This is a genomic window from Streptomyces sp. NPDC002580 (genome assembly GCF_042889485.1).
Taxonomy (GTDB): domain Bacteria; phylum Actinomycetota; class Actinomycetes; order Streptomycetales; family Streptomycetaceae; genus Streptomyces.
Genome location: NZ_JBIAQZ010000008.1, coordinates 51,426 through 76,619, shown reverse-complemented (window position 1 = coordinate 76,619; position 25,194 = coordinate 51,426). Strand labels below are relative to the sequence as shown.

Genomic DNA, 25,194 nt, shown 5'->3' with positions numbered 1-25,194 from the left:
CGGGGGCAGGGTTACTTGCTCAGGGCGAAACGCATCAGGGCGTGCTCGTCGCCCTGCTTGATCTTTCCTGTCACATTGATCACTTCGAGCTTCCACGAACCGGCGACCCGCACGGCCTTGGCCACGGCGCAGCCGTTGTCCTGGGTGAGCAGACTGGGCCAGATGTCCGCGACCTGCTGGGTCGTACCGCCCGTCGCGTCGTAGACCTTGAAACTGATGTTGCGTGCCTTCTGGAAGGAACTTCCCTTCTTGAAGGCGGCGGCGACGAACACGATCGACGTGATGTGGGCCGGGATGCGGGCGAACTCCACGGAGACGGTTTCGTCGTCGCCGTCGCCGCGCCCGGTCTGGTTGTCGCCGCTGTGTATCAGGGAACCGTTGCCCATGGGGTCGAGAGAATCGAGACCGGCCAGGCGCACCGGGTCCGCGCCGTGCATGGCGATGGCGATGAGGTCGAGGTCGGTACCGCTCTTGCGCCGGAGCATGCCCATGACTCCTCCGCTGGTGCCTGCCGTGGGATCCCACGACACCCCGATCGACAGGTGGGTCACTCCGTCCAGGTCGGCGGGGCCGTCTTCCTTGGTGAGCGTGATCATGCGCGGGCCATCCTCCGGTGAAATGGGTCTACAACAGGCAGAGTCTGCCTGGCGCCCCTGTGGTTCCATCCTCCGGGTCCCAACATGCCGCCCGGAAGAGCGGATCAACCTTGCGCTTCGGCGTGGCCTGGAGTGTTCGGGTGTGCCATCCGGTCGTCGAACCCGGCGCAGGGGCCGGCGTTCCGCGTCGGTACGGGGTCCGGGCCCATGCCGACAGCAGCGCGAACCGGGGCCGAGCCGAGGTCAAGGCGACGACGTACGGCCCAGGCCGCGTTCCGCCCGGCGTCCTGACCCGCATCACCCTCGTCTCCCGTGACGACGGCACAGGAATGCGCCCGCCGCCTCAGGCAGGAGTATCGGCCCGTCGTACGTGCAGGTGACCGTCCCTCGGGTAAGGCGGCTGGGCCGGAAGGATCCGGTCGAATCCGTATCCCACCTTCTCCGCGACCCGGCACGAGGCGAGGTTGTCCACCTGATGGATCAGGTCGAGACGTACCAGACCGTCGGCCGCGAACTCGTCGAAGGCCCAGTCGGTGAGAACTTCGAGAGCACGGGGGGCCACGCCTCGGCCTCGGGCGTGGGCCGCCGTCCAGTACCCGACCTCCGCGGAGTCGCGGCGGGGACCGGATCGCTTCAGAACCACGTTGCCGGCCGGCCCACCCTCGCCGGCGTCGGAGCGATCTTCACACACGGCGAAGCTCAACCGCTCCCCGGTCTCCCAGCCGTGTCTCTGAACCTTCAGCCATCCCACCGAGTCCTCGAGGTTCGTCACAGGAATCCCCGCCCATCGGCGCAGCGTGGGATCGCGGTAGGCCTCGACCAGCGCCTCGAGGTCGTCATCATTCCAAGGGCGCAGGAAGAGCGCGGCGGCGGACGGCGTCGCGTCCACCCGCAAAGTGACGGTCATCGTGGTCCTCCCCGAACGGTTCGCTCGATCATCTGCCCCCGTTCGCCACGGGCCTCGGCAAGGCGATCGCAGAAGAAGCAGCCGGTGGCTTCCTCGCCGTGGTGTTCGTCGCCGTGTCCGCGGCCACGGTGGGAGCGGTGCTCCGCGTGGCGGCACGGTTGTTCCTCGGCGTCGGGGAGCGGCCCCCGGGGAAGGGCCAGGATACGAGACCAAGGGCGAGCGGGAGGAGCCGGAGACAAAGGGATGGGATCCGTAAGGCGCCCGCGACGATGACTGCGGTCCCCACGGTCCCGCTCGGCGGACCGATCGAGGCGCCCGTTCCCATCGTGCCGAGCCGGGCCCCGGGCAGTCGGAGGCGGCAAGCCGCGCGATTCCGGACCTTCGTCTGCGCGCGGGGCCCCGGCTCCAGGGGGAAGGGCCTGGTGACCTCGCCGAACTTCTGGAACTTCTCTCCGGAGTCTCCTGCGTCGACCACGAACCATCCGTCGGAGGTGGGGCGGCAGCACGGGAGACGAGCCCGGGGCCGGTCAGTCCTCGCCCCTCACGATGTTCCAGTCAGCTTCCGTACGGTCGGGACCGGAGGTTCGGTCGGCAGTCGCCGGGAGGCAGGTGCGCACCCCGCTGCCTCGGCGCCGACGGGCCTTGGACCAGCCCGTCTCCGGGCGACGTAGTGTGCGCGTGGTGCTGGTTTCCGCGTTCACGGCACTACTGCCTCTCTGTGCGTCGGGCCCGTTGGGGACCGTCTTGTGTTCCGCCGTCATCGGCCTTGGCCCCCGAGTTCCCCGCAGCCATCGCGAGAAACGACCGCGGCGGGCCATCGGCCAGAAGCAGGCCGACCCCGTTGAGCCGCAAGCGGCTGGAGGATCCGGCCACGTGACCCCCGCGTACGGCTCGTATCCGTCACCCTTCGGGGCCAAGGGGTCCCGCCTACGAGGAATATCCAGGCGGACGTGGGTGCTCAGCTTCCGCCCGTCGGCACGAACGGCGGAACGAAGCATGTGGAGGAAGCCTGTGGGCGGATCCGAACTCGAGGACCTCGACCCGGCCGACGAGCGCTTCGACGCCAAGATGACCGTGCTCATGGAGAACGTCCGCCACCACGTGGAGGAAGAAGAGAAGGAGTGGTTTCCCGACGTCCGCAAGACGATGGGGCGCAACCGGCTCGTCGAACCGGGTGAGCAGATGGCCGCCGCCAAGAAGAAGGTCCCCGGCGACCCCCTCGACGTCCCCAGCGCCGACGCGTAGAGCGCTTCACGTCGTGGGAGCGTGTCGTCGCGGCTTCGCGAGTACACGGACCACCGGCCTGCCGGGTGGGGTGCTCGTCGCTTTCATGGGTACGCGTTTTGGATGACCCATAGCGCGTACACCTATCTGGCAGTTTCGTCCCAGGGTGCCCTGTGGCTGATCGTGGCGGGTGTCGCGGTGGCCGCCCTCCTGATCGCGGCCTTCGTCATCGGCACTCGGCGAGCCGCTCGCCGTAGCGGTTCCACCCCCGTTCCCGGGGACGCCACGGTCCGGCAGGCACAGAAGGATCTGGCCGACCCACCGCGCAGCGGGGAAGGCTGGAGCACCCCCGACGCGGACCCCGAGCAGGGGCATCCCCACAGCTGATCCGCTCCAGACGGAAGACCGGGAGGCCGGCTTTGCCGACGCGGGCTGCGCCCGTGCGGGAGGCCCAAGTCGTGGCCGGGCCCTTGGCGCGAGCCCGCCGCGCGGCTCCGCAGCCCGGTGTACGTGTCGGCTTGTCTGTTGCGTGCCCACATGGCCCGCGTCGCGCCGGCGTGGCTGGCGCGTACCTGGTGACGGGAGCTCTCGCGCCGAGAGTTCCCGCAGCCGGCCCCCGACTGCCGTTCTTGCCCATCGGGCCGCTCGGCACCGACCGAGAAGCCGATCGGGCAGCGAACGGCGGAGTCCGCCCAGGCGCGAAGCCGCCTGGGCGGCGCCGGCCGGGCCGACGGGTGGACCTCGATGGACCGAGGACTCTTCCGGCGGCTCCGGTGGCGCCTCGTCGTCTCCTGGACCCTGCACCGGCGCGGCATCCAGGTCGCCCTGTGCAGCTGCTACACCGCAGGGCGTTGGCTGAACGCACCGGGGGACAGCCCTACCCGAAGACTGAGGGCTGCATGATCGCTCCGGACGGCCGCGTCCGAGGATCCTGGTGCTCCCGGGAGAGACCGCCGGTTCCCCCCCAATCGCCCAGGAGTTGGCACGTGCGTGAGCAGGCATCGCAGATTTCTCGTTCCTCCAGGAGGCGGCGTGGCGCGGTGGCCGCGGTGGCCGTCGGCGCCATGGCGATGGGTGCCCTCGCATCGCCGGCCGCGTATGCCGCCCCCAGGACGGACAGTGTCGCGGTCCAGGAGGGATTGGATGCGCTGGTGCGCGCCGATGGTGTGCCCGCCGCGCTGGCGAGCGTCGCGGGCCGGCGGGGCCGGACCCGCACGTACATCGCTGGGGTCGGCGACCTGGCCACGGGCGCGAAGGTGCCCGAGGACGGACAAGTGCGGGTGGGCAGTAACACCAAAACGTTCACCGCCGTGGTCGTGCTGCAGCTGGTCGCCGAGGGGAAGATCCGTCTCGACGCTCCGGTCGACGTCTACCTGCGGGGCCTCGTGCGCGGGGACGGCATCGACGGCCGGGACATCACCGTCCGCCATCTCCTGCAGCAGACCAGCGGCCTTCCCGACTACACCGACTATGACCTCGAGCTCCGGCACTACGAGCCCCGTGACCTCCTGGACATAGCACTCCGGCACAAGGCCGACTCCGCTCCGGGAGAGAAGTGGGAGTACAGCAACACGAACTACGTGCTGGCCGGGCTGATCATCCAGAAGGTCACCCACCGCCCCCTCGCCCAGGAGATCGACGAGCGCGTCATCCAGCGCGCGGGGCTGCACCACACCTACTTCCCCGCCCCCGGCGATGTGACCATCCGCGAGCCGCACCCCGAAGGCTACGGCCAGGAGTCGGCGGGCGCGCCCCTGACCGACATCACGGAGATGGACCCCTCCTGGACCTGGGCGGCAGGTCAGCTGATCTCGACCGACTCCGACCTCGACCAGTTCTTCGGCGCACTCCTGGGCGGCCGCCTCCTGCCCCCGGCCCAGCTCGTCGAGATGCGCACCCACACCCGGCCCGCGGAAGAGACCTTCGGGCACGGCGCCCGCTACGGACTGGGGCTCGTCAGCAAGCCACTGTCGTGCGGCGGTGTCTACTGGGGGCACGGGGGCAGCTTCCCGGGATACGAGACCCGGGGAGGCGTCACCGACAAGGGCCGCGCCGCCGGTGTCGCGGTGACCGTGCAGCCTGCCGACAAGTCGGTCATGGACCGGGTCGACCGGGTCGTGGACACGGCTCTGTGCCACTGAACCGCGTCTCCTCGGGGCCGGCGTGCGTGCGAACCCGGGCGGCTGGCTGCTGCACTCGGTGAGCCGAGGGCGACGGCGCCGTACCTCGCTGCTGTACGGCAGGAGGGGCTCTGCTTGGATCGGCCCATGATTTCTGTCGGCACACCGGACGAGACGCAAGAGAAAGCAGAGCTTGCGGTCTGGTTCGGCGGGGCGTCCCTGGCGTTCTGGTTCTGCTGTCCGCTCTGGACACTGGTCAGCTTCGGCGCGCTGCCTCTGGCGCTCGTCGGCCTGGTGCGGGCCTTTGTCGAGTACCGCGCATCAAAGTCGGGGCGAGCGAACAGGACGCGAGCCGTGGTGGGCGCCGTGTTGTCCCTCTTGGGGGCGGCAGCGGCGATCGCCTACATGATCTTTCTGGCCACCCATCCTGACCTTCCCGTCCAGGGATAGCCGCCTCCTCGGTGACCTGTTTGACGCGGGTCAGACGGACGGACAGACCCACCGCTCTGGGAGCGCGGTTGGGCAGTTGCCAACGTGAGCTGCGAAGACGCGGCTCGGCGTAAGGCCCTGTACTCGCACCGCTGTTGTCGCCGAGTCCCCGTGAGTCCCCGCCCGTTCTGGCGCGAGAGGGGCAGGGCCTTGCGGAGGTGGTGAGGCAGCCGACCCGTCTCCCACCCCGGGTCGCGGCCTTTACCGTGGGGACGACCTCACCACTCAACAGGCTACGCATTCCGATCGGCCGTTGAGCTCCGGCCTCGTCCCTCTTCAGGTCGATCATCTCCGGCTCTCGGCGCCGAAGCCGGCTGATCTGTGGCATCGGAGGGGTTGTCGGATTCCGCGCGAATACGCGTTCGTCCACCCCTGTTGGTGTCAGACATCAGTGCACCACCTGACGGTTTGCCCGGCAGGGGCTCAGACCGCGTGCGGCCCATACGTCAGAGCGGCTGATGCACGACCAGTCGGTTCTGTCGGCCCGCGAAGCAGCGCCCCAGTGATCGCGCGCCGAGATTGCGAGAAGCGAAGACGCCTCCTTTGTCCCCGTGGATGACGAGAACGTCGTGGCGATCGATCACCTCGGAGATTCCCCGAGTCCGGATGGTGTCTGCCCACGCATCCAGGTTCCGTCCGAACCACTCGGGCAGTCCGCAGTGATACCGGGATCCGGGTCGAGCCGCGGATTCCGGTGTCAGGGGTGAAGAAGTGTCTTGACCATGGCGTCCTCCTTGGCCTGGAACATCGCGTACGCCTTGGGGGCGTCCTCCAGCGGCATGTCGTGGGTCTTGAAGGAGTCCACGCCGAGCGGATCGGCGTCGGTGAGCAGGGGCAGGATCTCCTCGACCCAGCGCCACACGTTGGCTTGGCCCATTCGTAGCTGGATCTGCTTGTCGAACATGGTCAGCAACGGCATGGGGCTGGCCGCCCCGCCGTACACGCCGGAGACCGAGACCGTGCCCCCGCGCCGGACCAGCTCCATGGCCGTGTGCAGTGCGGTCAGCCGGTCCACCCCGGCCCGCTCCATGAGCGGCTGCGCGACACTGTCCGGCAGGAGGGTGGTGACCCATTGGGCGGCTTTGGCGAACGGCGCTCCGTGGGCTTCCATCCCGACGGCGTCGATGACCGCGTCGGTACCCCGTCCCTCGGTCAACTCCTGCACTTCCTGCGTCAGTTCGGTGCCATCGCGCCGGGTGGTGAAGCATGTGACGCCGTGTGCCGAGGCGCGGGAGACCCGGTCGGCGACCGGGTCTATCCCGATGACCAGGCCGGCTCCACGGTGCTGCGCTATACGAGTCGCCATGTCACCGATGGGGCCGAGCCCAAGGACGGTCACCGTGCCGCCGTCGGGGATGTCGGCATACTCGACCGCCTGCCAGGCCGTCGGCAGAACGTCGGACAGATAGATGTAGCGGTCGTCGGACGGGCCTTCCGGCACCTTGATGGGCAGTCTGTTGCCGAAGGGGACCCGGAGCAGTTCGGCCTGGCCGCCCGGGACCTGGCCGTAGAGCTTGGTGTATCCGAAGAGTGCGGCACCGGTGCCGCGTTCACGGACCTGTGTGGTCTCGCACTGCGAGTGCAGCCCACGGTCGCACATGTGGCAGTCGCGGCACGACACATTGAAGGGGATCACGACACGGTCGCCCGGCTTGAGGGCATGGACTTCGGACCCGACGTACTCGACCACGCCCATGGGCTCGTGTCCAAGGATGTCCCCAGGGTCCAGATAGGGACCGAACAGCTCGTAGAGGTGGAGGTCGGATCCGCAGATGCCGCTCGATGTGATCCGTACGATCACATCGTCGGGCTTCTCGAGCCGCGGATCCGGCACGGTCTCCACACGGACGTCCCTCTTGCCGTGCCAGGTCAGTGCGCGCATGAGAGCTCCTTCTGTCGCAAGGGCCGGCTCCGACCGCCACCGGACGATCAGGTGCTGGTCGGGGGGCCCGGAATCTGCTGGTTGTAGCGGCGGGCGGCCCGGTCGTTGAGACCACTGCCCAGCCTGCGTACCCTCTCCGTCCAGGTCGAAGCGGACCGATCGATGCGGTGGCCCTGTTCGATGCCGGACCCTGCGGTGGCGGCGTCCGCCGCCGCGGACGGGGGAGCGGGCAGGAGCCGGGCGGCCAGCCCACTGAGTCGCGTGATCGTGGCCGGTGCGACACCGTGCGCCACCGAAGCGGCCCGCGCTGCGGGAGTGAGCACCAGGCGGGCCCTGCGCCGTTCCAGCGCCCGCACGATGCGCTCCGCCGCACGATCGGCATCCATCGAGACGACAGGTGCCCCGGACAGTGCGGAGAACCAGGCGAACTCCCGGGAGGACTGTCCTCCGAACTCGGCCTGGAGATGCGAGCCGGTGCGCATCAGCCCGGGATGGACGGTCGTGACACTGAGACCCTCACCGGCTGTCTCTGCCCGGAGCCCCTCTCCCAGCGCTCCGACGGCGGCCTTGGCGCACGAGTACGGCAACATGTGCGGTACAGCGAGCAGCCCGCCCACGGAACCGATGAGACACAGGCGGCCACCAGCGTCACTGGCGCGCAGACTGGAGAGCGCGGCCATGGCCGTGTTCACGGCACCGCCGAACATAGTGGCCATGGCGTCTTCGAAGGCTCCGCTGTCGAGCGACGCCACGGGGGCCACCTGGATGACACCGGCGTTGGCGACGACGATGTCCAGCCCGCCGTGCCGGGCATCCGCCTGCCGGACCACCGACTCCACGGCATGCCGGTCACGGACGTCACACACCGCTGTGGAGAACTTCTTGCCGGTCCTTTCCTCGGCCCATTCCGCGCCGCGTCGCAGTTCGTCCTCGTCGCGGGCCGCCATGGTGACCAGACAGCCGCGCTGGGCCAGCCGTGCCGACAGCAGCAGCCCTAGGCCCCTGGAACCGCCCGTGACCAGTGCGGAGAGGCCGGCGAGTTCCGACCTGTGGGGAATCGATGCCACATTCATCACCTCGCTGGGGAAGTGGCCGAGTACCCCGATCAGATGCGCGCAGACCAGGTTCCGCGATCGAAGTCGCTCGGCGCTGGAAGCACTCCGAGCGCATCAGGAGGGCATCGCCCGCATCCGCGAACTGACCGGCGGCGTGGACAAGGTCATCGAGGCCGTCGGCACCCGCCAGGCCCTCAAGCCCCTCGTCCGCCCCTGACCAGCCGCTCCCACCCCCACAGCGAAGGACTCCGCTCATGCGGACCGTCACCCTGAACAACGACGTCGAGATGCCGCTCCTCGGCTTCGGCGTCTACCGGATCCCCGCCGAGGACACCCAGTGCGCCGCCGGGACAGCTGAGCGGCACCAGAACTCCTCGACGGCTCCTCGTCTATGTGGCGGGGGTGAGTTCGGCGCGGCCGAACAGCAGGGCGTAGCCGGGGGAGAGAGCAGGATCTGCCCCAGCAGCTCATCGTCGGCGGTGTCGGCGACGGTGGACAGCACGGCGCCGACGTCCCATGTCGCGGTGTGCTCGGTGGCGCCCTCGATCCATGCGGCGGTCGCGCGGACGAACCGTTCCGGGGGCAGTGGTTCGGCGCTCTGCAGCGGATTGAGCAGGATCAGGGCGAACCCCTCGGGCAGGTGTGACGCGAGCTGGGCTCTGACGTCGCCGACCAGGTGCGCTCCGAGCAGGGCGAGCACCACACGGGCCCGCACGCTCCGCTTCGTTCAAGGTTTCGTACTCGCCGCGTTCTTGCACGTGGGCGAGGAGCGCTTCGCGGCGCAGGGTCATTTCGGCCGACCCTTCTTGCTCGGGCTGTTTTCCGGCGGTGCGGAGGGCGGGGGAGGGGAGATCAGGTGCCGTCCTCCGCACCGGTCCGGCCGGTGTCAGCCGGAGATCTCCTTGTGCCGGGAGCCGACGCCGATGGAGACCTTGCGGGGCTTGGCGCGCTCGGCGATCGGGATGCGCAGGGTGAGTACACCCGCGTCGTAGTCGGCCTGGATGCGCTCGGTGTCGAGGGTGTCGGCGAGCACGAGCTGGCGGGAGAAGGCGCCCAGCGGCCGTTCGGACAGTTCCATCTGCACGTCGTCGGCCTTCGCCGCAGGCCGGCGCTCGGCCTTGACGGTGAGCATGTTCCGCTCGACGTCGATGTCGATCGCGTCGGCGGTGACGCCGGGAAGGTCGAAGGCCACCACGTACTCATCGCCCTCGCGGTAGGCGTCCATCGGCATCGCCGACGGCTTCGACCAGGTGCCCGGGCCCATCAACTGCTGTGCCAGCCGGTCCAGCTCACGGAAGGGGTCAGTGCGCATCAACATCGTGAAAACACCTCCAGTGGGTTCAGGCGGTTGCTGCCCATGCGTTGCACTGACACTGTTGTAACATGTCATCCAATGGATGACAAACATGATGTCGTCAACGCGATGACAACCCGAGGGGGGTGCCCGTGACCGCAGCCGACCAGCCGCCGGCGTCCAGCATCGACGTCCACAGCCCGACGTCGTTCCTCGCTGCCGCAGCGGCCCTTAACGCCATAGACGACGCCCTGCGTGCTGCCCGGGGCAAGGCCCCACAAGTCCCCGACGCCGAGCCGGGCCCGGAGCAGGCGCTGGCCTCCTTGTTGCTGCTGCGGCAGGTCCGTGAGCAGCTCGCCGGATGGGAGACCGGACTGATCGAAACCGCACGCGAGGCGGGAGTCAGCTGGGCCGACCTTGCCCGACCCCTCGGCGTCGCAAGTCGGCAGGCCGCCGAACGCCGCTACCTGAGGGGTCGCCCCGGCCCGGCCGGGACCACCGGCGAACAGCGCGTGACGGCCACCCGTCAGGCCCGGGCCGCCGACCGCAGCACCGCTGCCTGGGCCCGCCACAATGCGGCCGATCTGCGCCGCCTCGCCGGCCAGATCATCGCACTCACCGACCTTCCTCCGGCCGCCCGCGTTCCGGTCGGCGAGCTCCATGCGGCCCTTGCCCATGACGACCCCGCCGACCTCATCGCCCCCCTGGCATCCACCCGGCGCCATCTGGACAGTGCTCACCCGGATCTAGCCGCCCAAGCCGACAGCCTCACGCCCCCCTGACCCGGCCCGGTGCACCGCAACACCGGCCCCCTCGGCCTCCACCCCGGGGCGATCGAGCGGCGGCCCTGTGAACCGGCGGGTCGGCGTGCGGTCCCACCGGCCCCGTTCCCTCACGGGGCGGGCGCCGGCGGGGCTGTGGCTCTGCTCGAGCTGTTGGGGCGGGTTGGGGCTCGTGGAGGGCGGTGGACGGGAGGGGTGCACTCACCCAGGGAAGCCCCTGAACCCGACGCCGTGGCACGCCGGGTGCGGACGGCTGAGCAGGCCAGAGGCATCGCCCGCGGGTCGAGGAGGAATAGTCGATACCTGTGGATCAAGTCAGTCCGGTGGTTGCTCCGGTCGTTCCATCCGTCGGCTTGCCGCGTTGCGGACGCGGCGGGTGCGTCCCCGTTCGGCGAGCAAGCCGAGGGCGTCGGATGAGGTAATGATCCGCGCGGTCGTGGCCGTGCGTTGGAACCAGTCGGATGCGGCGGTGAGCTCCTCGGCCGTCCATGGCTCGTTCATGGCGATGGTCCTGAGAAGGGTCCACTCGCGCAGGCGGCGGCTGAGGTAGTCCCGGTCCTCGATGATGGCGGCCATGCGGTGGGCCCAGGTGGTGAACTCGGTGTCGGTCAGCAGCTGGGAGGCCCGGTGGTCCAGGTGGTGGACCACCGCGGCCTGCGCCATCGCCACGTCCTGGTCGCGCAGCACCGCGGCCACCAGATCGGCCTCCTCCGGCTCCGCGACAGTGTCGAGAGCCTGCAGGTAGTGCGCGTAACGCAGGTGCTCGTCGGGTTCGGAGTCGTGCTGCGGGTCGGTCATGCGGCCATCCTTCCGGGCCGTTCCACCAGGTGGCCGCGCTCGAAGCGGGCGCCGGCCCGGACCAGGGCGTCCAGGCAATTGGCTGTCTTGTGAACCCAACACCGCTGGTGGCGGGCGGTGGGGAAGACCTCGCTCGACGCGTTCCAGAAGCCGAGTGCGCCGTCGCCGACGGCCAGCACCGGGGCACGCATGCCACGGCGTGCGCAGTCGCGCAGCAAGCCGGCCCACGCCTCGGACGACTCCCGGTAGCCGTCGATCATCGCGATCGGCTCCTTCGTGCCATCCGCCCGCACGCCCATCAACACCAGCACCGCGGCCTTTGCCTCTTCGAGGCGGATCCGCAGGTGGACGCCGTCGGCCCAGACGTAGACGTGGTCGGTGCTCGACAGGTCGCGGTCCTGGAAGGCGGTGTGATCAGCCTGCCACTGAGCGGGCGGCCGCGTCACCGTCGCGGGCGGGAGGCCGGCGGCGGAGCCGAGGAACTGCTCGAGTGCGGGCACGAAGTCGCCGCAGGACAGCCCGCGCAGACAGAGCAGCGGCAGCACCTCCGCGATCTTCGGAGACTTGCGGCACCAGGGCGGCAGAATGGCTGAGGAGAACCGCCGACGCTCGCCAGTCACCTCATCGACGCGCTTGTCGTTGACGCGCGGCGCCTCGACCCCGACCGACCCGGCCGCGGTAGTGACCTTCCGCGGCTGGTGAAAGCCGTTGCGCACCACCATGCGACGACCGGCCTCCTCCCGCTCGTCAGCCAACTCGGCTATGTAGCTGTTGACTTCCGCCTCCAGCGCGGTCACGTTCGCGGGTGCTGACGGGCTGATGCGGATGCTTGGAGGGGATTCCTCCGGTTCTTGCTCAGCATGGTCGCCCCCATCAGGGTCAGCGTGTGGATCACGGTGTTGCCGTGGCGGTGGCTGGTGATGAGTCCGGCATCGCGCAGCGCGGTGGTGTGATGGGTGGCGGTAGCCGGTGTGACTCCGGCCCGTCGGGCGGCTTCGGTGGTGGTCACCCCGGCGGCCGTGGCCTGCAGGATGGCGGCGCGGGCCCGGCCCAGCAGCACCTGCAACGGCGGCGAACCGGCGCTCTCGGACGCCGTCTTGGACGGCGCGGTGGGTACCTCGTGGTGCAGGGAGTAGATGAGGACCGGCGGTAACCCCGGATCCGCGAGAGAGGTCGGTCCCTTCCAGCAGAAGTACGACGGAATCAGCAGCAGCCCGCGGCCCTTCAAGTGGATGTCGTGTTCCGTCGGATAGGTGCTGATCTCAAGGCGTGGGTGTTTCCACCGGACGGTCGGTCCGAGGCCTTCGAGCAGGCCCTCGGTGCCCCCGTTGAGCAGGTGACGGGCCAGCCGGATCCGCTCGGTGTGCAGGCTCTCGTGCACCCACTCCTCGTGGGGTGCGATGACGGTCCGGTGGTAGGCGCGCAGGATGTCCACCAGCTCGTGACGCGTTTCCTGCTCTGTCAGCCGACCGAGCCAGGCCGGCATCCGGGTGACCCGGGCGAGGGCCGCGAGTTGCGCCGCGACCTGGTCCGACGGAGTGCGGAGGATCGCCTCCAGCCCGGCCTTCAGCCCGGCTGTTCCTTCCATCGGGGTGAGGAAGTCGGGGAAGTAGGGCGCGCGCGGGAAAAGGGGCAACAGGACCCGCCGCACCACGTCCTCGAGGCCCGCTTCCCGGAGCCGCTCACGAGCGGGCCCGTACCAGTGCGCGTACGCCCAACGGCCCGCAGGGGTTTGGAAGCGGTGCAGGCTGGAGGCGATCTCCCACATCGGGTGCGGGGCGGCAGCGACCCGGGTCCTGGCCAGATCCTCAGCAGAGAAGTGGAAGCGAAGCACGGCCAACACCCTTTCCACCTGCGATATTTCAGCATGTTCGAATGAGCATGACAGGTGGAGGCGTAGACCGGACCATGAACTCGCCCCGTCGCACTGGCCTCGCGACACCCCATGCGGTTTTCCCCAGGTGGCCGCCGTCGCCACCGACGTCAAGGACGGCACCCACTTCGAGCTGCGGGTGCATGCCTACGACACGACGCCCAGGTCGTGCCGTTGCAACTCGCGTACTGACACCCCCCAGCGCCGCACCCGCGCACTTCACCCCCCACCCCAAGGAATCACGATGACCTCCCCTCTGCGTCCCTTGAACCGCCGCTCGATCCTGCGTGGAACCTTCGCCGCGACCGTGGGTGTCCTCGCAGGCCCCCTGCTTCTGTCGGGCACCGCACACGCCTACAACTGGTCACGCACCCTGAACCAGGGCGCCGGCGGAGCGGATGTGACGGAACTGCAGATCCGGATCGCCGGCTGGGCCGCTGACTCGGCCGGCCAGTCCCGGGTCAGCATCGACGGCGACTTCGGCCCGGGCACGGCCGCCGCGGTCCGCAGGTTCCAGGCGGCTTACGGACTGGCCGCCGACGGCAGCGTCGGACCCGCCACCCAGGCGCAGCTCAACGCCCTGGAGCAGTCGGACGGCTCCACGGCCCACTTCAACTGGAGCGAGTTCACCGACCGGACGAGCGGCACCTTCGACGGCGGCAAAGTGAGCGCTGCCGCCGTCCGGGAAAACGCCCGTCGCTGCATGTACAAGCTGGAGGCGCTGCGCAAGAAGCTCGGCAACACGTCCATCACCGTCAACTCGGGCTTCCGCAACATCGCGCACAACGCCGAGATCGGCGGGGCCAGCGACAGCATGCATCTCTACGGCACCGCCGCCGACCTCACCGTCCCCGGTGTCGGCAACCGCACGGTGTACCAGAAGGCGGAAACCTGCGGGTTCTCCGGGCTGGAGCGGTACACCGCCGATCACCAGCATGTCGACAGCCGCGCGGACCTCGGTCGGGCCTGGTGGTGGGAGAGCGGCACCGTCTGAAGCCCGGAAGCCCAACAGCCCGGTCCGCCCCGCCCTGACCCGTGTCGAGACGGGCTCGGCCTGGTCGGGCCGGGCCGGGACTCCGGCGAGGTCCCCGGCCCCGGCGACCCGGCGCCCGAAGCGGCCCGTCACCCGATGCATCCGGGCTCTGCCCTCGCGCGCCCGAAGCCAGTCCCCACCTGGAGGCACACCCATGAACCGCAGACCGTCGCGCGTACCCCTGCGACGCGCAGCCCTGTCCGTCCTCGGCCCCCTGACCGTGCTGGTCGCCACCGTGCAGCCCGCCGGCGCCGCGCCCCGCGCCGGGGGACTCACGGCGCCGGGCCCCGTCAGCCGCGCCTTCACCCGGGCGGCGGCCGAGTTCGAGGTGCCGCGCGATGTCCTGATCGCCCTCGGATACGGAGAAACCCACCTCGACGACCACGCAGGCCTGCCCAGCCAGGCCGGTGGCTACGGCGTGATGCACCTGGTGAGCAACCCCGATCAGCACACCCTGGAACTGGCCTCCCGGCTCACCGGTGAGGCACCGCGCGAACTGCGCCAGGACACCGCGGCGAACATCCGCGGCGGAGCGGCAGTCCTGCGCGCCTACGCCGACGACGCCGGCCTCGGCCGAGCAGAGCGGCACGACGCCGATGCCTGGTATCCGCTGATCGCCCGGTACGGCGGCGCGACCGCCCCCTCCGCCGCGCGCCTCTACGCCGACACCGTCTACACCTTCCTGGCCGACGGCGTGACCGCCCACACTCCGGACGGCGAGGAGCTGACCGTCACCGCCCGCCCTGTCGCCCCCGAACGCGGCCGCTACGAGGCCGCGGTGGCGCCTGCCGCGCAGAGCCCGGACTACCCGCCGGCCCTCTGGGTCGCGGCCAACTCCGCCAACTACGTCGTGGGCCGTACGGCCACGATCAGCAAAGTCGTCATCCATGTCACCCAAGGCTCCTACGCCGGGACGATCAGCTGGTTCCAGAATCCCGCGTCGGAGGTCAGCGCCCACTACGTGGTGCGTTCCTCCGACGGTCAGATCACCCAGATGGTTCGTGACAAGGACACGGCCTGGCACGCCCGTTCGGCCAACGGATCCGGCATCGGCATCGAACACGAGGGATACATCGACAACCCGAGCTGGTTCACCGACGCGATGTACCGCTCCTCCGCGGCGCTGACGGCCTACCTGTGCAACCGTTACAGCATCCCCAAGGACCGCGCCCACATCGTCGGACACTCGGAGGTGCCGGGCAACGATCACACCGATCCAGGACCGAACTGGAACTGGACGTACTACATGCAACTGGTCGGCGGCAGCACGGGAGGCGGAGGTGACGTCCAGCTGACCTTCCCGTCCTACGACACCCTTCGTTCCGGCTCCTCCGGAGCTCAGGTGTCGGCCGCACAGTCGCTCCTCAACCGGCAAGGATTCGACGCGGGCACCGTGGACGGCAGCTTCGGTTCGAAGACCACCGCGGCCGTCACCGCTTTCCAGCAGGCCCGCGGGCTCAGCGCCGACGGGGTCGTCGGCGCGCGCACCTGGACCGCGCTCCTCTCCGCCGGCAGCGTGCCGGTGCTCCGCCAGGGCAGCACGGGCACCGACGTCCAGCGTCTTCAGAGGGCTCTCACGGCCGCCCTGGGACGGACCGTCTCCGCGGACGGCGACTTCGGATCAGGGACCGACCAGGCGGTCCGGGACTACCAGAGCAGTCGCGCACTGAGCGTCGACGGCACGGTCGGCCCCGCGACCTGGAGCGCCCTGCAAGCCGGTCGCTGACCGAGATCGGATCGCGTGAGACATCCGCCCGCCGCCCTGCTGCCCATGGGTGGGCTGACCCGTGCTCTGTAAGGCTCGGTGGGCGAGCAAGGAGCCGCAGTGGGCTTCGATTCCTGGTGAGTTGAGGGTGGCGGGGGCGAAGCTTGCGATAGATCCACCATCTTCGATTCTGCGGTCACCCGGGACGGGACGTGGGTGGGGCCCGACACCGCGGTGTCGGGCCCCACCCACGATTGCTCCTGTTGCGGCTGTCTACCAGCGGTACCAGCGGCCGCGCCTGCCGCCGCTTGCTGTCGGGCGGATCACGAAGCCGAGAACCCACACGATGAGGACGACCACGGCGATCCACCAGAGCGCCTTCAACGCGAAACCGGCACCGAAGAGGATCAGGGCGAGCAGAAGAACAAGAAGAACAGGAACCATAGTTATCAACCTCCGACCCCTCATGTGCCCGACGGCCCGACCTTCATTCCTTCGGGTCTTATCCATTTCCTACGCGCATTACTGGCTGCGAACGCGCTGCGGTCATCGGGTTGGTTTGAGGATGCGATCCGAGGTGACACGGAGGGCGTACCTGAGTTCCGATTGAGTTAGGGGTGAGTGGTTGTGGCTGCGGACGAGAAGGCTCAGGCCAAGGGCGAGCAGGCCGAGGGCAAGGTCAAGAAGGTCGTCGGCGGTGCCGTGGGCAACGAGTCCCTGAAGGCCGAAGGGCAGGTCAAGGAATCCCAGGGTGACCTGCGGGCGGCCAAGGAGAAGGCCAAGGACGCTGTTCGGCCCAAGTAGGCGCGTGGCACTCCTGATCCCGGCAGCCTCCTGGCTGCCGGGATTCGTGCTGCCGGGGCCCTTGAGGCTGTTGACGCGGGGCGACCCTTGGCGGAAGGTCCACCGGAGATGGATGTGGTTGCGGCTCGACCTAGAAGTCCTCGCACACCGTGCGCATGACCTGATTCCTTGTGCCGGTACTTCGTCACGAGCGCCGAATAGGCGTGAGGCGAAAGCGCAGTGGTCGTGGCAGCGGTGCGGGACCTTGTTCGAACGATCCCTGCCGGCCCTGACCGCCTGGGCGGCCTCCCCGCCGGGCCTCGCGCCGTCATCGTGGACATCGACGACGCGAGCCGGGCGCTGTTCTGAGTGAGCACCGGGAGACCTGCCGCCCCACCGCTTGCTGTCGCCGCCCCGACACGGTCACCGACACGCGGCCAGGGCCGGTACTCCAGCTGGTCTAGAAGTCGTCGGCGCCGTTGCGGAGTTCCTCGGTCCAGTAGCCGGTCGCCCACTTCGCGGGGTCGACGGCGATGCCCGCCGCACCGGGGGCCTTGACGACGGCCAGGCCGTCGCCGCCCTGGAGCGTGACGGAGAAGGCCGTCACCGGCTCGTTCTCCTCGTCCGTACCGCCGTCCGACAGCTTCACGAGGGCGTAGGCGGGTGCCCCCGGGGACAGGACGACCGCGGCGGCCGGCTTGCTCTTGGCGACGGCCGGAACGTTCTCCCGGTGGCTCTCCAGGAACTGGATCTCGGGGAAGCCGTTCATGCCGCAGCGGTGGCCCGAGATGTTCTTGGCGGTCAGAACGATGTGGGTGTAAGGCGGGCCGCCCTGGTTCGCGGCGCTGATGGTGACGTCCTTGGTGGTGCAGGCGGGGGTGGAACCGGCCGCCGATCCACCGTCCGAGCCGGAGCCGGATTCCGACGCGGTGTCCGAACCGGACCCGGATCCGGTCGAATTCCCGGCTGCCGAACCGCCGGGGTTGCCGGAGGCCTTCGCGTTGCCGGCTTTCTGCGCGGGCGTCGCCGAGGAGGCGGACTGCTGGGAGCCGCCGGCGTCCTGACCGGACGACCTCGTGCCGGATCCGTCCTCCGAGCAGGCGGTGAGGGCCAGGGCGAGCATGGCGGTGGTCGTGGCGCCGAGGAGGGCGGTGCGGTTACGGATGGTGCTCATGAAAGGGCCCCCGAGAGTGTGCGCGGCTAACGCCGGATCATCCGGCGTGCCGTCCCTGAACTGCTGACATGCATCAGTCTGGGGTCCCTCGCTCACGTCACGCTGACGTCGTACTGGTGTGCCGCTGACGCCCGCGTTGTGACCGTGCGCACACAGACGTCACCCGTTGTCGGCTGTCCGACGCACCGCTTCCTCGTACCGGCCCCGGTGGTCCGCCCCGGTGTCCACTCGCAGCAGTGTCGCCAGGGCCTGTACGGCGCCCTCGTCGTAACCGGCGCGTTCGGCCTCCGTGGCGGCCCGGTTCAGCAGCAGGATTCCCTCCTCCTCCGCGCCGAGGGCGAGTTGGGCCTCCCCGCTGATGGTGAGCAGCAGCGCGCGCCGCGCCGCCTCCTCGTGCTCGGGGCCGAGATCGAGTGCCGTGCGAGCCGACAGGAGCGCCTCGCCGGGCTGGTCGGCGGTGAGTTGGATCCGGGCGAGGTGCTGGAGGCCCAGCATCTCGGTGTGCGCGTCGGGTTCCTCCCGGGCCAGTGTGATGGCCCGGGCGCAGTTCTCCAGGGCGGCTTCGAGGTCGCCCTGTCCGGCTTCGACGACGGCGAGGTTGATCAGTGCTGTCGCCTCTCCGAGCCGGTCCTGGGCCTGCCGGGCCAGGGGTGGCGAGAGTTCCAGCAGCGCGAGCGCCTCGGCCGCCCGGCCTTCCTCGCTCAGCACCCAGCCGAGCAGGGTGAGCACGCGTGATTGGGCATAGGGGTCGCCCTGGGCGCGCGCGCATTCCAGCGCGATGTTCAGCAGCGGTACCCAGTTGTCCCGCACTCGCCACACGACTTGGGGCCATTGGAGCAGGACGATGCGCCAGGCTCGGTCGTCGAGGCCGGCGGCTCGAGCGGCGCCGACGGCCATCGCCAGGTCGTCGCGTTCGGTGGCCAGCCAGTGCATGGCGTCAGCCTGGTCGGTGAAGTCCCGCACGGCGGCGGGCCGGCGGAAGCCTTCCGGCAGGGTGAAGCAGGGCTCGCCTCCCGGCTGTGCGGTGTCGGCGGCTGCGAGCGCGGTGGCTATGTAGTGGTCGAGGACGCCGATGAGGGCTTCGTGCCCGGATCCGGGATCAAGGGTGCGGGCGTACAGGCGTACCAGGTCGTGGAGTTCCCACCGGCCGGGTGCCGTCTCGGTCACCAGGTGGGCGGCCCCGAGACGTTCCAGTGCCGCGGCGGCGACGGGTGGGGCCGTCCCGGCCAGTGCCGCCGCGGTGAAGGGGTCGAAGTGTGAGCCGGGGTGGTGTCCGAGCCGGGTGAACTGATGCAGTGCGTCGGGCGGCAGTTGCTGCGCGGTCAGCCGCAGGGCCGCGGAGACACTGGTGTCGTCCACGTCGAGGTAGGTCAGACGGCTCCGCTCGTCGGCGAGTTCGTCCGCGACGTCGGCGAGCGTCCGCCGGGGACGTCCGGCCAGTCGCGCGGCGGTGACGCGCAGGGCGAGGGGGAGGCCGCCGCACAGTTCGGCGAGTCGGTGCGCTGCCTCCGGTTCGGCGAGAACTCTGTCCTTTCCGAGGACACCGGCCAACAGGGCGGTGCCGTCCCGGTTTTCGAGGCTGTCCAGCGGTACGGCGCTGGCCGCTTCGGAGGCGATGAGGCCGTCCAGTCGGTGGCGGCTGGTCACCAGGGTGACGCAGTCGACGCCGCATGGCAGGAGTACGCGGACGGTGGCGGAGTCACGGGCGTTGTCGAGGACGACGAGCAGGCGGCGGCGGTGACTCAGGGAACGGAAGAGCGCAGCGGCGGCCGACGGCGACTCGGGCACACGGCGTGGCGGTACGCCGAGTGCCAGAAGGAACTCACGGAGGACTTCGGTGGGGGCGGGTTGGCTGGTGTCACCGAATCCGCGCAGGTCGGCGAAGAGCCGTCCGTCCGGGAACATGTCGGCGTTGCGGTGGGCCCATTCCACTGCCAGCGCGGTCTTGCCCACCCCGGGCAGACCGGTGACCAGACAGACGGGACCCTCGGCCGTGACGGCCCGGCTCAGCGCGGCCAGTTCGGCCTCGCGTCCGTGGAAACCCCGGGGTGCCCGCGGCAGCAGGTCGTTGGGGTACGGCAGTCCGGCCGGCGCAGGGAGAGCAACGGGCCGGACATGTCCGGCCGTCGCGGCGGACATGCCGTCGGTGGGGGATTGCGGCGCCCTTGGAGAAGGGGCGCTCGCCAGGTCGCGGGCGTGGGCGGCGGAGAAGGTGACCGGCGGCCCGGGGTCCTGCGTCCCTTGCCGTCCTGACTGCTGGTCCAACGGGCCGTGATGCGGCGGTCCTTGAGGTGTGGATTCCCGGGGCTCCGCCGGTGGATGTCCCGCCGGTTCGTGTGCCGCTTGCCGGCGTTTCGCCGCTCGGGACGGGTGGGACTCGGCGGCGGACCGGAGAGGAGATCCGTCGCGTGTCACTGTGACCGGTGCGGCTGCCGAGTCAGCCGGTCCGCTCTGCTGGAGGGGATCGCCGCGCAGAATGAGCGCGTGTGCCTGGGCGAGTTCGCGCCCCGGGTCGACGCCGAGCTCGTCGACGAGGAGCCGTCGGGTGCGGTGGAACCAGTCCAGGGCTTCCGACCGGCGTCCGGCCCGGTACAGCGCGGTCATCAGGGACGCCGACAGCGGCTCCCGCATGGGGTGGACGACCGCCTCCGTACGCAGCACGGCCGCGGCACGGTCGTACTGCCCCAACACGGTGTGAGCGCGGGCCAATTGCTCGACGGCCGCGATCCTCAGTTCTTCCAGCGAGTGCGCCGCCGCCCGAAGGGGCGGCCCGGGAAACGCGCCCGCCAGGGCCGGCCCCTGCCACAGGGACAGCGCCTCCTTGAGCATCAGTACGGTGTCGCTCGCGTCCTGCTGCCTGCCAGCCAGCGCGAGCAGCTCCTCGAACCGCTGGGAGTCCAGCAGGGTTTCGGGTAGCCGAAGGGTGTACGCGTCGCCGAGTGTGGCCAGTTCGACCCCGTAGGCGGCAGCGTCCGCACCGGCCAGCAGGGCCCGCAGTTGGGACACGTGCCCCTGGATCACACTGCGGGCGCGCAGCGGTGGGACTTCGTCCCACAGGAAGTCCGTCAGACGCGATACGGGTACCGGGGTGTTGACCGACAGCAGCAGCGCCGCGAGGAGGCTGCGGCGTTTGGCCGGCCCGAGTGGCAGCGGTCCCACGAGGGTGTCGACGGACACCGTGCCGAGCAGCCGGAACTCCACGGGGGCGATCCCTTCCAGGTGGAAAGCACCCGAAATCGAAGATGTGAACGAAGCTCCCAGGGTATCGGGGCTGTTGCGGCCCACTGACACGCTCGGCGCCCGGTGACACCGGAGTGGTCGACCGCGCTGAAGTGATCGACCCCTGGTGGCAGGCCGGGACCAGGTGCGGGCAGTGGGCGGCGTCTTCGAGAAGCGGCGTCCTCCTCGAAGGCGAGATAGGCATCGAGCGCCGCTGCGGTGCTTCCACGGACGGACGGCGCGCCGACACGGCCTGACGATCTCGACCCTGAATTCCGGCGTGAACGAACGGTGGCTTTGTAGGTGAGAGTTGAGGTCAGGTGTTGGTGGGTTGTGGCTCCAGTGCTGTCGGCGGAGAGTCGATGTCGGTGAGTTTTGACTCCGCTGAGGGCCTTGCGGTGGGAGTACCGGAGTGCATCAGCTAACCCTGGGTGGCTCAAGTGCCCCTTTCGAAGGTCGAGTTGTACGCGGCGATACGCCATGATGCTTGGGTCGAAGGGCTGTCCAGCAGGGCTTTGTCGGCCAAGTACGGGGTGGGTCGGCGGACGGTGGCGATGGAGTCGGTGTGGCCGGCGCCGCGCAAGCGGCTTCCGCCGCGGATCTCGCTCATAGGGATTGCGCCCGCCGTTGCGGGCCTCGACATACCTCTTGACCGTCTTCGGGTCGTGCCCCGTCAAGGTCGCCGCGGACCAGACCGTCCCGGTCAGGTCGTACGTCTCAAGGATTTCCATAATCTCCCTGTCAGACTTCGTCACAGGACCTCTCCGGCCGGTAGCTGATGCGTGGAAACACCAGCAAACGGGCGGAGGGGTCTCCTCCAGTTAAGGAAGTGATCAGGAACACCACTGGTCAGACGGCCATCCACCTGGAATTCCGGTGGCCATCAGCCTGGACTCGGCTGGCCGCACATCTGGACTTTGCCACGGCCGCCGTCACAGAGTTCAGAAACAGGCTCTGCCCCCGGCACGGGCTCGATCCGTCGCAGCGGGCCCGACAGGGGGAGTCATTTCGCATCTACAAACTCGGGTCCCCCAGGCGCCGGGTGGAGTCGGAACTGACCTACAGGTGGCATCAACCGTCACCTACGAAGCCTGGTGTACGGGGGAGGGGCATTCGGGGCCGCCACCCCGCCGAAGCACACCCCGGCGGTGGCCGCCGCGGCACCAGCGACGGCGAGTGAGGAACGCAGCGGGGCAGCTCTCGTCGTCGTGGGTGAGGGCCCGAGACCACAGCGCGCGGATCGGGCCCTCTGATCGTGCGCATCCGAAGGGTGAAGTCGGATTCTGCGCTCGACGTCTCCTCCAACGATCTTCGGGGCTGGGGGACACGACCTCGCCCCCCCGGATCCCGGCCGCAGCGCTGACGGTGGCGTGGAGCCCCGCCCCGGCAGCACTACGGGACCGGGCCCGCTCATGTGGTGTGTACAGCGACTCGCAGTCGGTCGAAGCGGCATCGGTTGTCGGGAAGGACGGGCCTGGCAGCCTGATCAGCAGACCTTATGGCCACCCTCGTCGCCCACCGCGTGGTCGGCCAGCACGACGGCCGCCGTGATCCGCTTGCCCACCGGCTCCCGGTGCATCTCGAAACTCCGGCAGACCGCCACGACGATCTCCAGCCCGTGCTGGCCCACTCGCCCTGGGTCGGCAGCCTGGGCGACGGGCAGACACGGCTCGCTGTCCCACACCGTCACCTGCACCGCTCCGTCGTTGGCCTCCAGGCTCAGCAGGCACGGGCCCGGCGCGTATTTGCGGGCGTTGGTCACCAACTCGCTCACCACCAACTGGACCATGCCCTCCGCACGGGCGGACACGGTCAGGCCATGTACGGCCTGGAGGTCTGAGAGGAACGACCGGGCCAGGTCACGAGCGGCGGCGATGCCCTCGCTGCCCTCGAACTCGGCCGAAACCGATATCGGACGGTCCACACGGGGCCGGGATCCCTCATTCCGTCCAGGCATATCCATACAGTTCGCCTGCCGTTCGAAGCGCCGTCCTTGCCCAGCCCCTTTACCCCTCAAATGCCCCTTCAGTCCCCACTGAGGGGGCATTTGTTTCCGGCGATTTCGAGCGGGTATGCCCGCCAGGAAGGCGGCGCGAGGAAGCATGCATCCAAGCCGGCTGCCTCAGCCGCGAGCGCGACGGACGACGAACCCGCTACAGGCTCCACCTCGACGGCACGCTCCGCCATCCGGCAGAGGCCCACGTGCCCGTCAGGGAACTGCTGAGACTCCTCGCCGATCGCTGAAGCGGTCCAGGCGTCGACTGCACAGCGTTCGTCATGTCATGGAGCCGCCGCCGTCCATCCCGGCCCGGGCCGACGGCGGCTACCGCAAGCACTTCGTCGAGCACGCCGCCACCCTCGGCATTGACCTGGAAATCCTCCAACACGCCGCTGAGACCCGGGATTCACCCCGATCCGAAGCGGATCAAAGCTGCATTCAGCGATGAAGTAACGGGACGAAACGAGCTCTTGCTGAAATCAACGGCATGACGCTCGGGCGCGGCAGGGGTCACCAGTGGCGTGATGCGGGGCAATACCGCGTGCTGTCCGGGGCTCCGAAGGCTTTCGTCGTGGCTGGATGGCCTCGCCGCGCGTTGATCCGGCGTCAGGCGAGCGCGGCGGGACCGCAGCGTCCAATGGATGGAGAACAGCCGGTCAGCCGCAGTCCGCCCCCTGTACCGCTCTGGCAGGGGCCGGACTCCACGCACGCATCGTCGCGGATCACGGGACTCACCCGATGCCATGGCAGTCGGCCCAGACTCGCAGGCGTGGGTGAGCGGCGGGAGTCCGCCACCTGGTGGGAGGTGTTCCGACGGGGCGGTTGCCGCTCTTGGCCGCCTGTGTCTCCCCGCCATGGCGGCGTCGCGTCTGTAAGTGTCTGTGTGGTGCGTCTACGGCGGCCAGGACGCCCAGTATTACCTGGACGACCACGACAAGCAGGAGCACCAGGGCCACCGAGGCGGGCGTGGGGTAGTTCCACAAGAACAGGACCAGGGCCCCGAGACCAAAGACGACGCCCGTGGTGAGGGGCCGGTGCGCACGCAGCCACTGTCCGACGGCACCTGTCTTCCATCCCGTCCGAGCGAGGGCGTGCTCGACGGTTTGGGTGCCTCGGGCGATAGCTTGGCGCGTGGTGGTCGCGCCGCGGCCAGGCCCGTACAAATACCCTGTCATCACCGTGAGCAGGGCGGCGAGGAGCACGGTCAGGATCGCCTGCCGGAGGAACCTCACCACGGTGTCGTAGAGAGCTGCTGCGGCGTTCTGGGCCTGAACTCCTGGAGGCATTTCATTCAGATAGATCTGGCGCACCACGCCGAGCCCGATGAGCAGCCCGCACATCATCACCCCTACGCCGACCCCCGTGACCATCAGTGCAATCCGGTGTGAAGGTGCCACCCAGATGCCCAACCCGGCGAGCACAACCACCATCAAGGGCAACCACGGGCTGACGAAGCCGAGCCAGCGGGCAGCATCATGAGCCTCACTCAGATGGTCGTTGTGCACCAGCACGATCGACTTGTCCGCCCCTGGAATGTCCTCTGCCCTGATGAGGGGCGCGCCGACCAGTTGCTTCTGCATTTCATCGATCACAGTGCCGACGTTCAGTGTGATGGTGTCGCCCTTGACCTCGAGCGCGCCGTCCCCCTCCCCGGTGAGGACATTCGTCGCCGTGGTGTGCGCACCGCGGTGAATGCTGTCCCATGCCTCGGCAAAGGCGTCGCTCGTCACCACCCTGGCCACGACGTAGTGCACACCGGTCCTCAGCCCGCCCTTGAGCTCTTCGTCCATCGACCTCGCCGCGTCGACGAGGACGCGGGGTGCATCGTGATCGGCAAGAGTGTCGGCGAGTGTGTCGGCGATCTGGCGGACGTCGACCTTGTTGACCAGACCGTCAGTGACACGATCGATCATCAGACCCTGGACGGCGGGGTCCCTGGCGAGGGGCGCGACCGTCTGTTCATATCGATCAGTATCGGTGAGTTCGGAATTCGTCCAGGTGGCGACGACGCTGATGGGCGTCAGGAGCACAGCCAGCAGAAGGAGCAGGGATGCTCCGCAGAGGCGCATGCGACGACGTCCCCTGCTCGGAGGGCGGCGCAGCCGCTCGAACTCCGTTCGTCCCGCAGCGTTCAGTGAGCCATTGAGCCTGTGCCGGCCATGCTCTTCCGGACGGGAGGCGGCGGGCGGGTCCATGGTGACTCCCTTCGCGCACAGTCCCCGGCTCCTTCTCACCCCGTGTGTCGGAACACGGAACTTGTG

General features: G+C 69.3%; 22 protein-coding genes and 2 pseudogenes. 8 read left to right on the top strand and 16 right to left on the bottom strand.

The window, feature by feature from the left end; translation table 11 throughout:
• Positions 1-11: 11 nt before the first annotated feature.
• Positions 12-596: a TerD family protein gene (locus ACFYW7_RS24335; protein WP_389505754.1), complete on the bottom strand. Its 585-nt coding sequence runs from the start codon at positions 594-596 to the stop codon at positions 12-14.
• A gap of 343 nt (positions 597-939) precedes the next feature.
• Positions 940-1,503 carry a GNAT family N-acetyltransferase gene (locus ACFYW7_RS24330; protein ID WP_389505751.1) on the bottom strand — a complete coding sequence of 188 codons (564 nt, stop codon included), beginning with the start codon at positions 1,501-1,503 and terminating at the stop codon, positions 940-942.
• Positions 1,504-2,514: 1,011 nt separating this feature from the next.
• Here ACFYW7_RS24330 and ACFYW7_RS24325 point away from each other — a divergent pair.
• The 4 genes from ACFYW7_RS24325 (at position 2,515) to ACFYW7_RS24310 (ending at position 5,297) form a co-directional block, all read left to right on the top strand.
• Positions 2,515-2,748, top strand: a complete 234-nt coding sequence (locus ACFYW7_RS24325) for a hemerythrin HHE cation-binding protein (protein ID WP_389505749.1) — start codon at positions 2,515-2,517, stop codon at positions 2,746-2,748.
• A 102-nt stretch (positions 2,749-2,850) separates the two neighbouring features.
• Positions 2,851-3,114, top strand: a complete 264-nt coding sequence (locus ACFYW7_RS24320; RefSeq protein ID WP_389505747.1) for a DUF6479 family protein — start codon at positions 2,851-2,853, stop codon at positions 3,112-3,114.
• Positions 3,115-3,713: 599 nt separating this feature from the next.
• Positions 3,714-4,868 carry a serine hydrolase domain-containing protein gene (locus ACFYW7_RS24315; RefSeq protein ID WP_389505745.1) on the top strand — a complete coding sequence of 385 codons (1,155 nt, stop codon included), beginning with the start codon at positions 3,714-3,716 and terminating at the stop codon, positions 4,866-4,868.
• A 126-nt stretch (positions 4,869-4,994) separates the two neighbouring features.
• The gene (locus tag ACFYW7_RS24310; protein WP_389505743.1) at positions 4,995-5,297 is read left to right on the top strand and encodes a hypothetical protein; all 303 of its coding nucleotides are present in this window, start codon (positions 4,995-4,997) and stop codon (positions 5,295-5,297) included.
• A 485-nt stretch (positions 5,298-5,782) separates the two neighbouring features.
• On the opposite strand, the gene ACFYW7_RS24305 is transcribed toward ACFYW7_RS24310, so the two are convergent.
• The 5 genes and pseudogenes from ACFYW7_RS24305 to ACFYW7_RS24285 form a co-directional block, all read right to left on the bottom strand.
• The gene (locus ACFYW7_RS24305) at positions 5,783-6,037 is read right to left on the bottom strand and encodes a barstar family protein (RefSeq protein ID WP_389506439.1); all 255 of its coding nucleotides are present in this window, start codon (positions 6,035-6,037) and stop codon (positions 5,783-5,785) included.
• The gene (locus tag ACFYW7_RS24300; RefSeq protein ID WP_389505741.1) at positions 6,034-7,218 is read right to left on the bottom strand and encodes an alcohol dehydrogenase catalytic domain-containing protein; all 1,185 of its coding nucleotides are present in this window, start codon (positions 7,216-7,218) and stop codon (positions 6,034-6,036) included. Before ACFYW7_RS24300 ends, ACFYW7_RS24305 begins: the two co-directional genes overlap by 4 nt.
• 47 nt (positions 7,219-7,265) lie before the next feature.
• A complete protein-coding gene (locus ACFYW7_RS24295) occupies positions 7,266-8,291 on the bottom strand; it encodes an SDR family NAD(P)-dependent oxidoreductase (RefSeq protein WP_389505739.1) in 1,026 nt (341 codons plus the stop codon).
• Between the two features lie 371 nt (positions 8,292-8,662).
• Positions 8,663-9,064 (bottom strand): annotated as a pseudogene (locus tag ACFYW7_RS24290) (DUF2267 domain-containing protein).
• Positions 9,065-9,159: 95 nt separating this feature from the next.
• Positions 9,160-9,591 carry an Hsp20/alpha crystallin family protein gene (locus ACFYW7_RS24285; protein WP_389505737.1) on the bottom strand — a complete coding sequence of 144 codons (432 nt, stop codon included), beginning with the start codon at positions 9,589-9,591 and terminating at the stop codon, positions 9,160-9,162.
• Positions 9,592-9,719: 128 nt separating this feature from the next.
• Between ACFYW7_RS24285 and ACFYW7_RS24280 the strand changes: the two genes are divergently transcribed.
• Positions 9,720-10,349 carry a type III effector protein gene (locus ACFYW7_RS24280; protein ID WP_389505735.1) on the top strand — a complete coding sequence of 210 codons (630 nt, stop codon included), beginning with the start codon at positions 9,720-9,722 and terminating at the stop codon, positions 10,347-10,349.
• A 315-nt stretch (positions 10,350-10,664) separates the two neighbouring features.
• Here the strand turns inward: ACFYW7_RS24280 and ACFYW7_RS24275 are convergent, their stop codons facing one another.
• The 3 genes and pseudogenes from ACFYW7_RS24275 to ACFYW7_RS24265 all read right to left on the bottom strand — a co-directional run bounded on the left by ACFYW7_RS24275 (position 10,665) and on the right by ACFYW7_RS24265 (position 12,981).
• The gene (locus tag ACFYW7_RS24275; protein WP_389505733.1) at positions 10,665-11,147 is read right to left on the bottom strand and encodes a hypothetical protein; all 483 of its coding nucleotides are present in this window, start codon (positions 11,145-11,147) and stop codon (positions 10,665-10,667) included.
• Positions 11,147-11,974, bottom strand: a pseudogene (locus ACFYW7_RS24270) (transposase); the annotation flags it as partial. The pseudogene ACFYW7_RS24270 and the gene ACFYW7_RS24275, both read right to left, overlap by 1 nt.
• Positions 11,941-12,981 (bottom strand): helix-turn-helix domain-containing protein, encoded by a 1,041-nt coding sequence (locus tag ACFYW7_RS24265; protein ID WP_389506436.1) that lies wholly within the window; start codon positions 12,979-12,981, stop codon positions 11,941-11,943. The pseudogene ACFYW7_RS24270 and the gene ACFYW7_RS24265, both read right to left, overlap by 34 nt.
• A 283-nt stretch (positions 12,982-13,264) precedes the next feature.
• On the opposite strand from ACFYW7_RS24265, the gene ACFYW7_RS24260 reads away from it, so the two are divergent.
• Positions 13,265-14,014, top strand: a complete 750-nt coding sequence (locus tag ACFYW7_RS24260) for a D-Ala-D-Ala carboxypeptidase family metallohydrolase (RefSeq protein WP_389505731.1) — start codon at positions 13,265-13,267, stop codon at positions 14,012-14,014.
• Between the two features lie 193 nt (positions 14,015-14,207).
• Positions 14,208-15,779: an N-acetylmuramoyl-L-alanine amidase gene (locus tag ACFYW7_RS24255; RefSeq protein WP_389505729.1), complete on the top strand. Its 1,572-nt coding sequence runs from the start codon at positions 14,208-14,210 to the stop codon at positions 15,777-15,779.
• A 252-nt stretch (positions 15,780-16,031) separates the two neighbouring features.
• On the opposite strand, the gene ACFYW7_RS24250 is transcribed toward ACFYW7_RS24255, so the two are convergent.
• On the bottom strand, positions 16,032-16,202 hold the full coding sequence (locus ACFYW7_RS24250) for a hydrophobic protein (protein WP_389505727.1): 171 nt from the start codon (positions 16,200-16,202) through the stop codon (positions 16,032-16,034).
• Positions 16,203-16,385: 183 nt separating this feature from the next.
• Between ACFYW7_RS24250 and ACFYW7_RS24245 the strand changes: the two genes are divergently transcribed.
• Positions 16,386-16,562 (top strand): CsbD family protein, encoded by a 177-nt coding sequence (locus ACFYW7_RS24245; protein ID WP_389505725.1) that lies wholly within the window; start codon positions 16,386-16,388, stop codon positions 16,560-16,562.
• Between the two features lie 439 nt (positions 16,563-17,001).
• Here the strand turns inward: ACFYW7_RS24245 and ACFYW7_RS24240 are convergent, their stop codons facing one another.
• The 5 genes from ACFYW7_RS24240 to ACFYW7_RS24220 all read right to left on the bottom strand — a co-directional run bounded on the left by ACFYW7_RS24240 (position 17,002) and on the right by ACFYW7_RS24220 (position 25,128).
• Complete coding sequence (locus tag ACFYW7_RS24240) at positions 17,002-17,715, bottom strand: DUF4232 domain-containing protein (RefSeq protein WP_389505723.1); 714 nt, start codon at positions 17,713-17,715, stop codon at positions 17,002-17,004.
• A gap of 159 nt (positions 17,716-17,874) precedes the next feature.
• A complete protein-coding gene (locus ACFYW7_RS24235; RefSeq protein ID WP_389505721.1) occupies positions 17,875-20,916 on the bottom strand; it encodes a BTAD domain-containing putative transcriptional regulator in 3,042 nt (1,013 codons plus the stop codon).
• 454 nt (positions 20,917-21,370) lie between these two features.
• Complete coding sequence (locus ACFYW7_RS24230; protein WP_389505719.1) at positions 21,371-21,544, bottom strand: hypothetical protein; 174 nt, start codon at positions 21,542-21,544, stop codon at positions 21,371-21,373.
• 876 nt (positions 21,545-22,420) lie between these two features.
• Positions 22,421-22,897, bottom strand: a complete 477-nt coding sequence (locus tag ACFYW7_RS24225) for an ATP-binding protein (RefSeq protein WP_389505717.1) — start codon at positions 22,895-22,897, stop codon at positions 22,421-22,423.
• A 767-nt stretch (positions 22,898-23,664) separates the two neighbouring features.
• Complete coding sequence (locus ACFYW7_RS24220; protein WP_389505714.1) at positions 23,665-25,128, bottom strand: hypothetical protein; 1,464 nt, start codon at positions 25,126-25,128, stop codon at positions 23,665-23,667.
• Positions 25,129-25,194 lie beyond the last annotated feature (66 nt).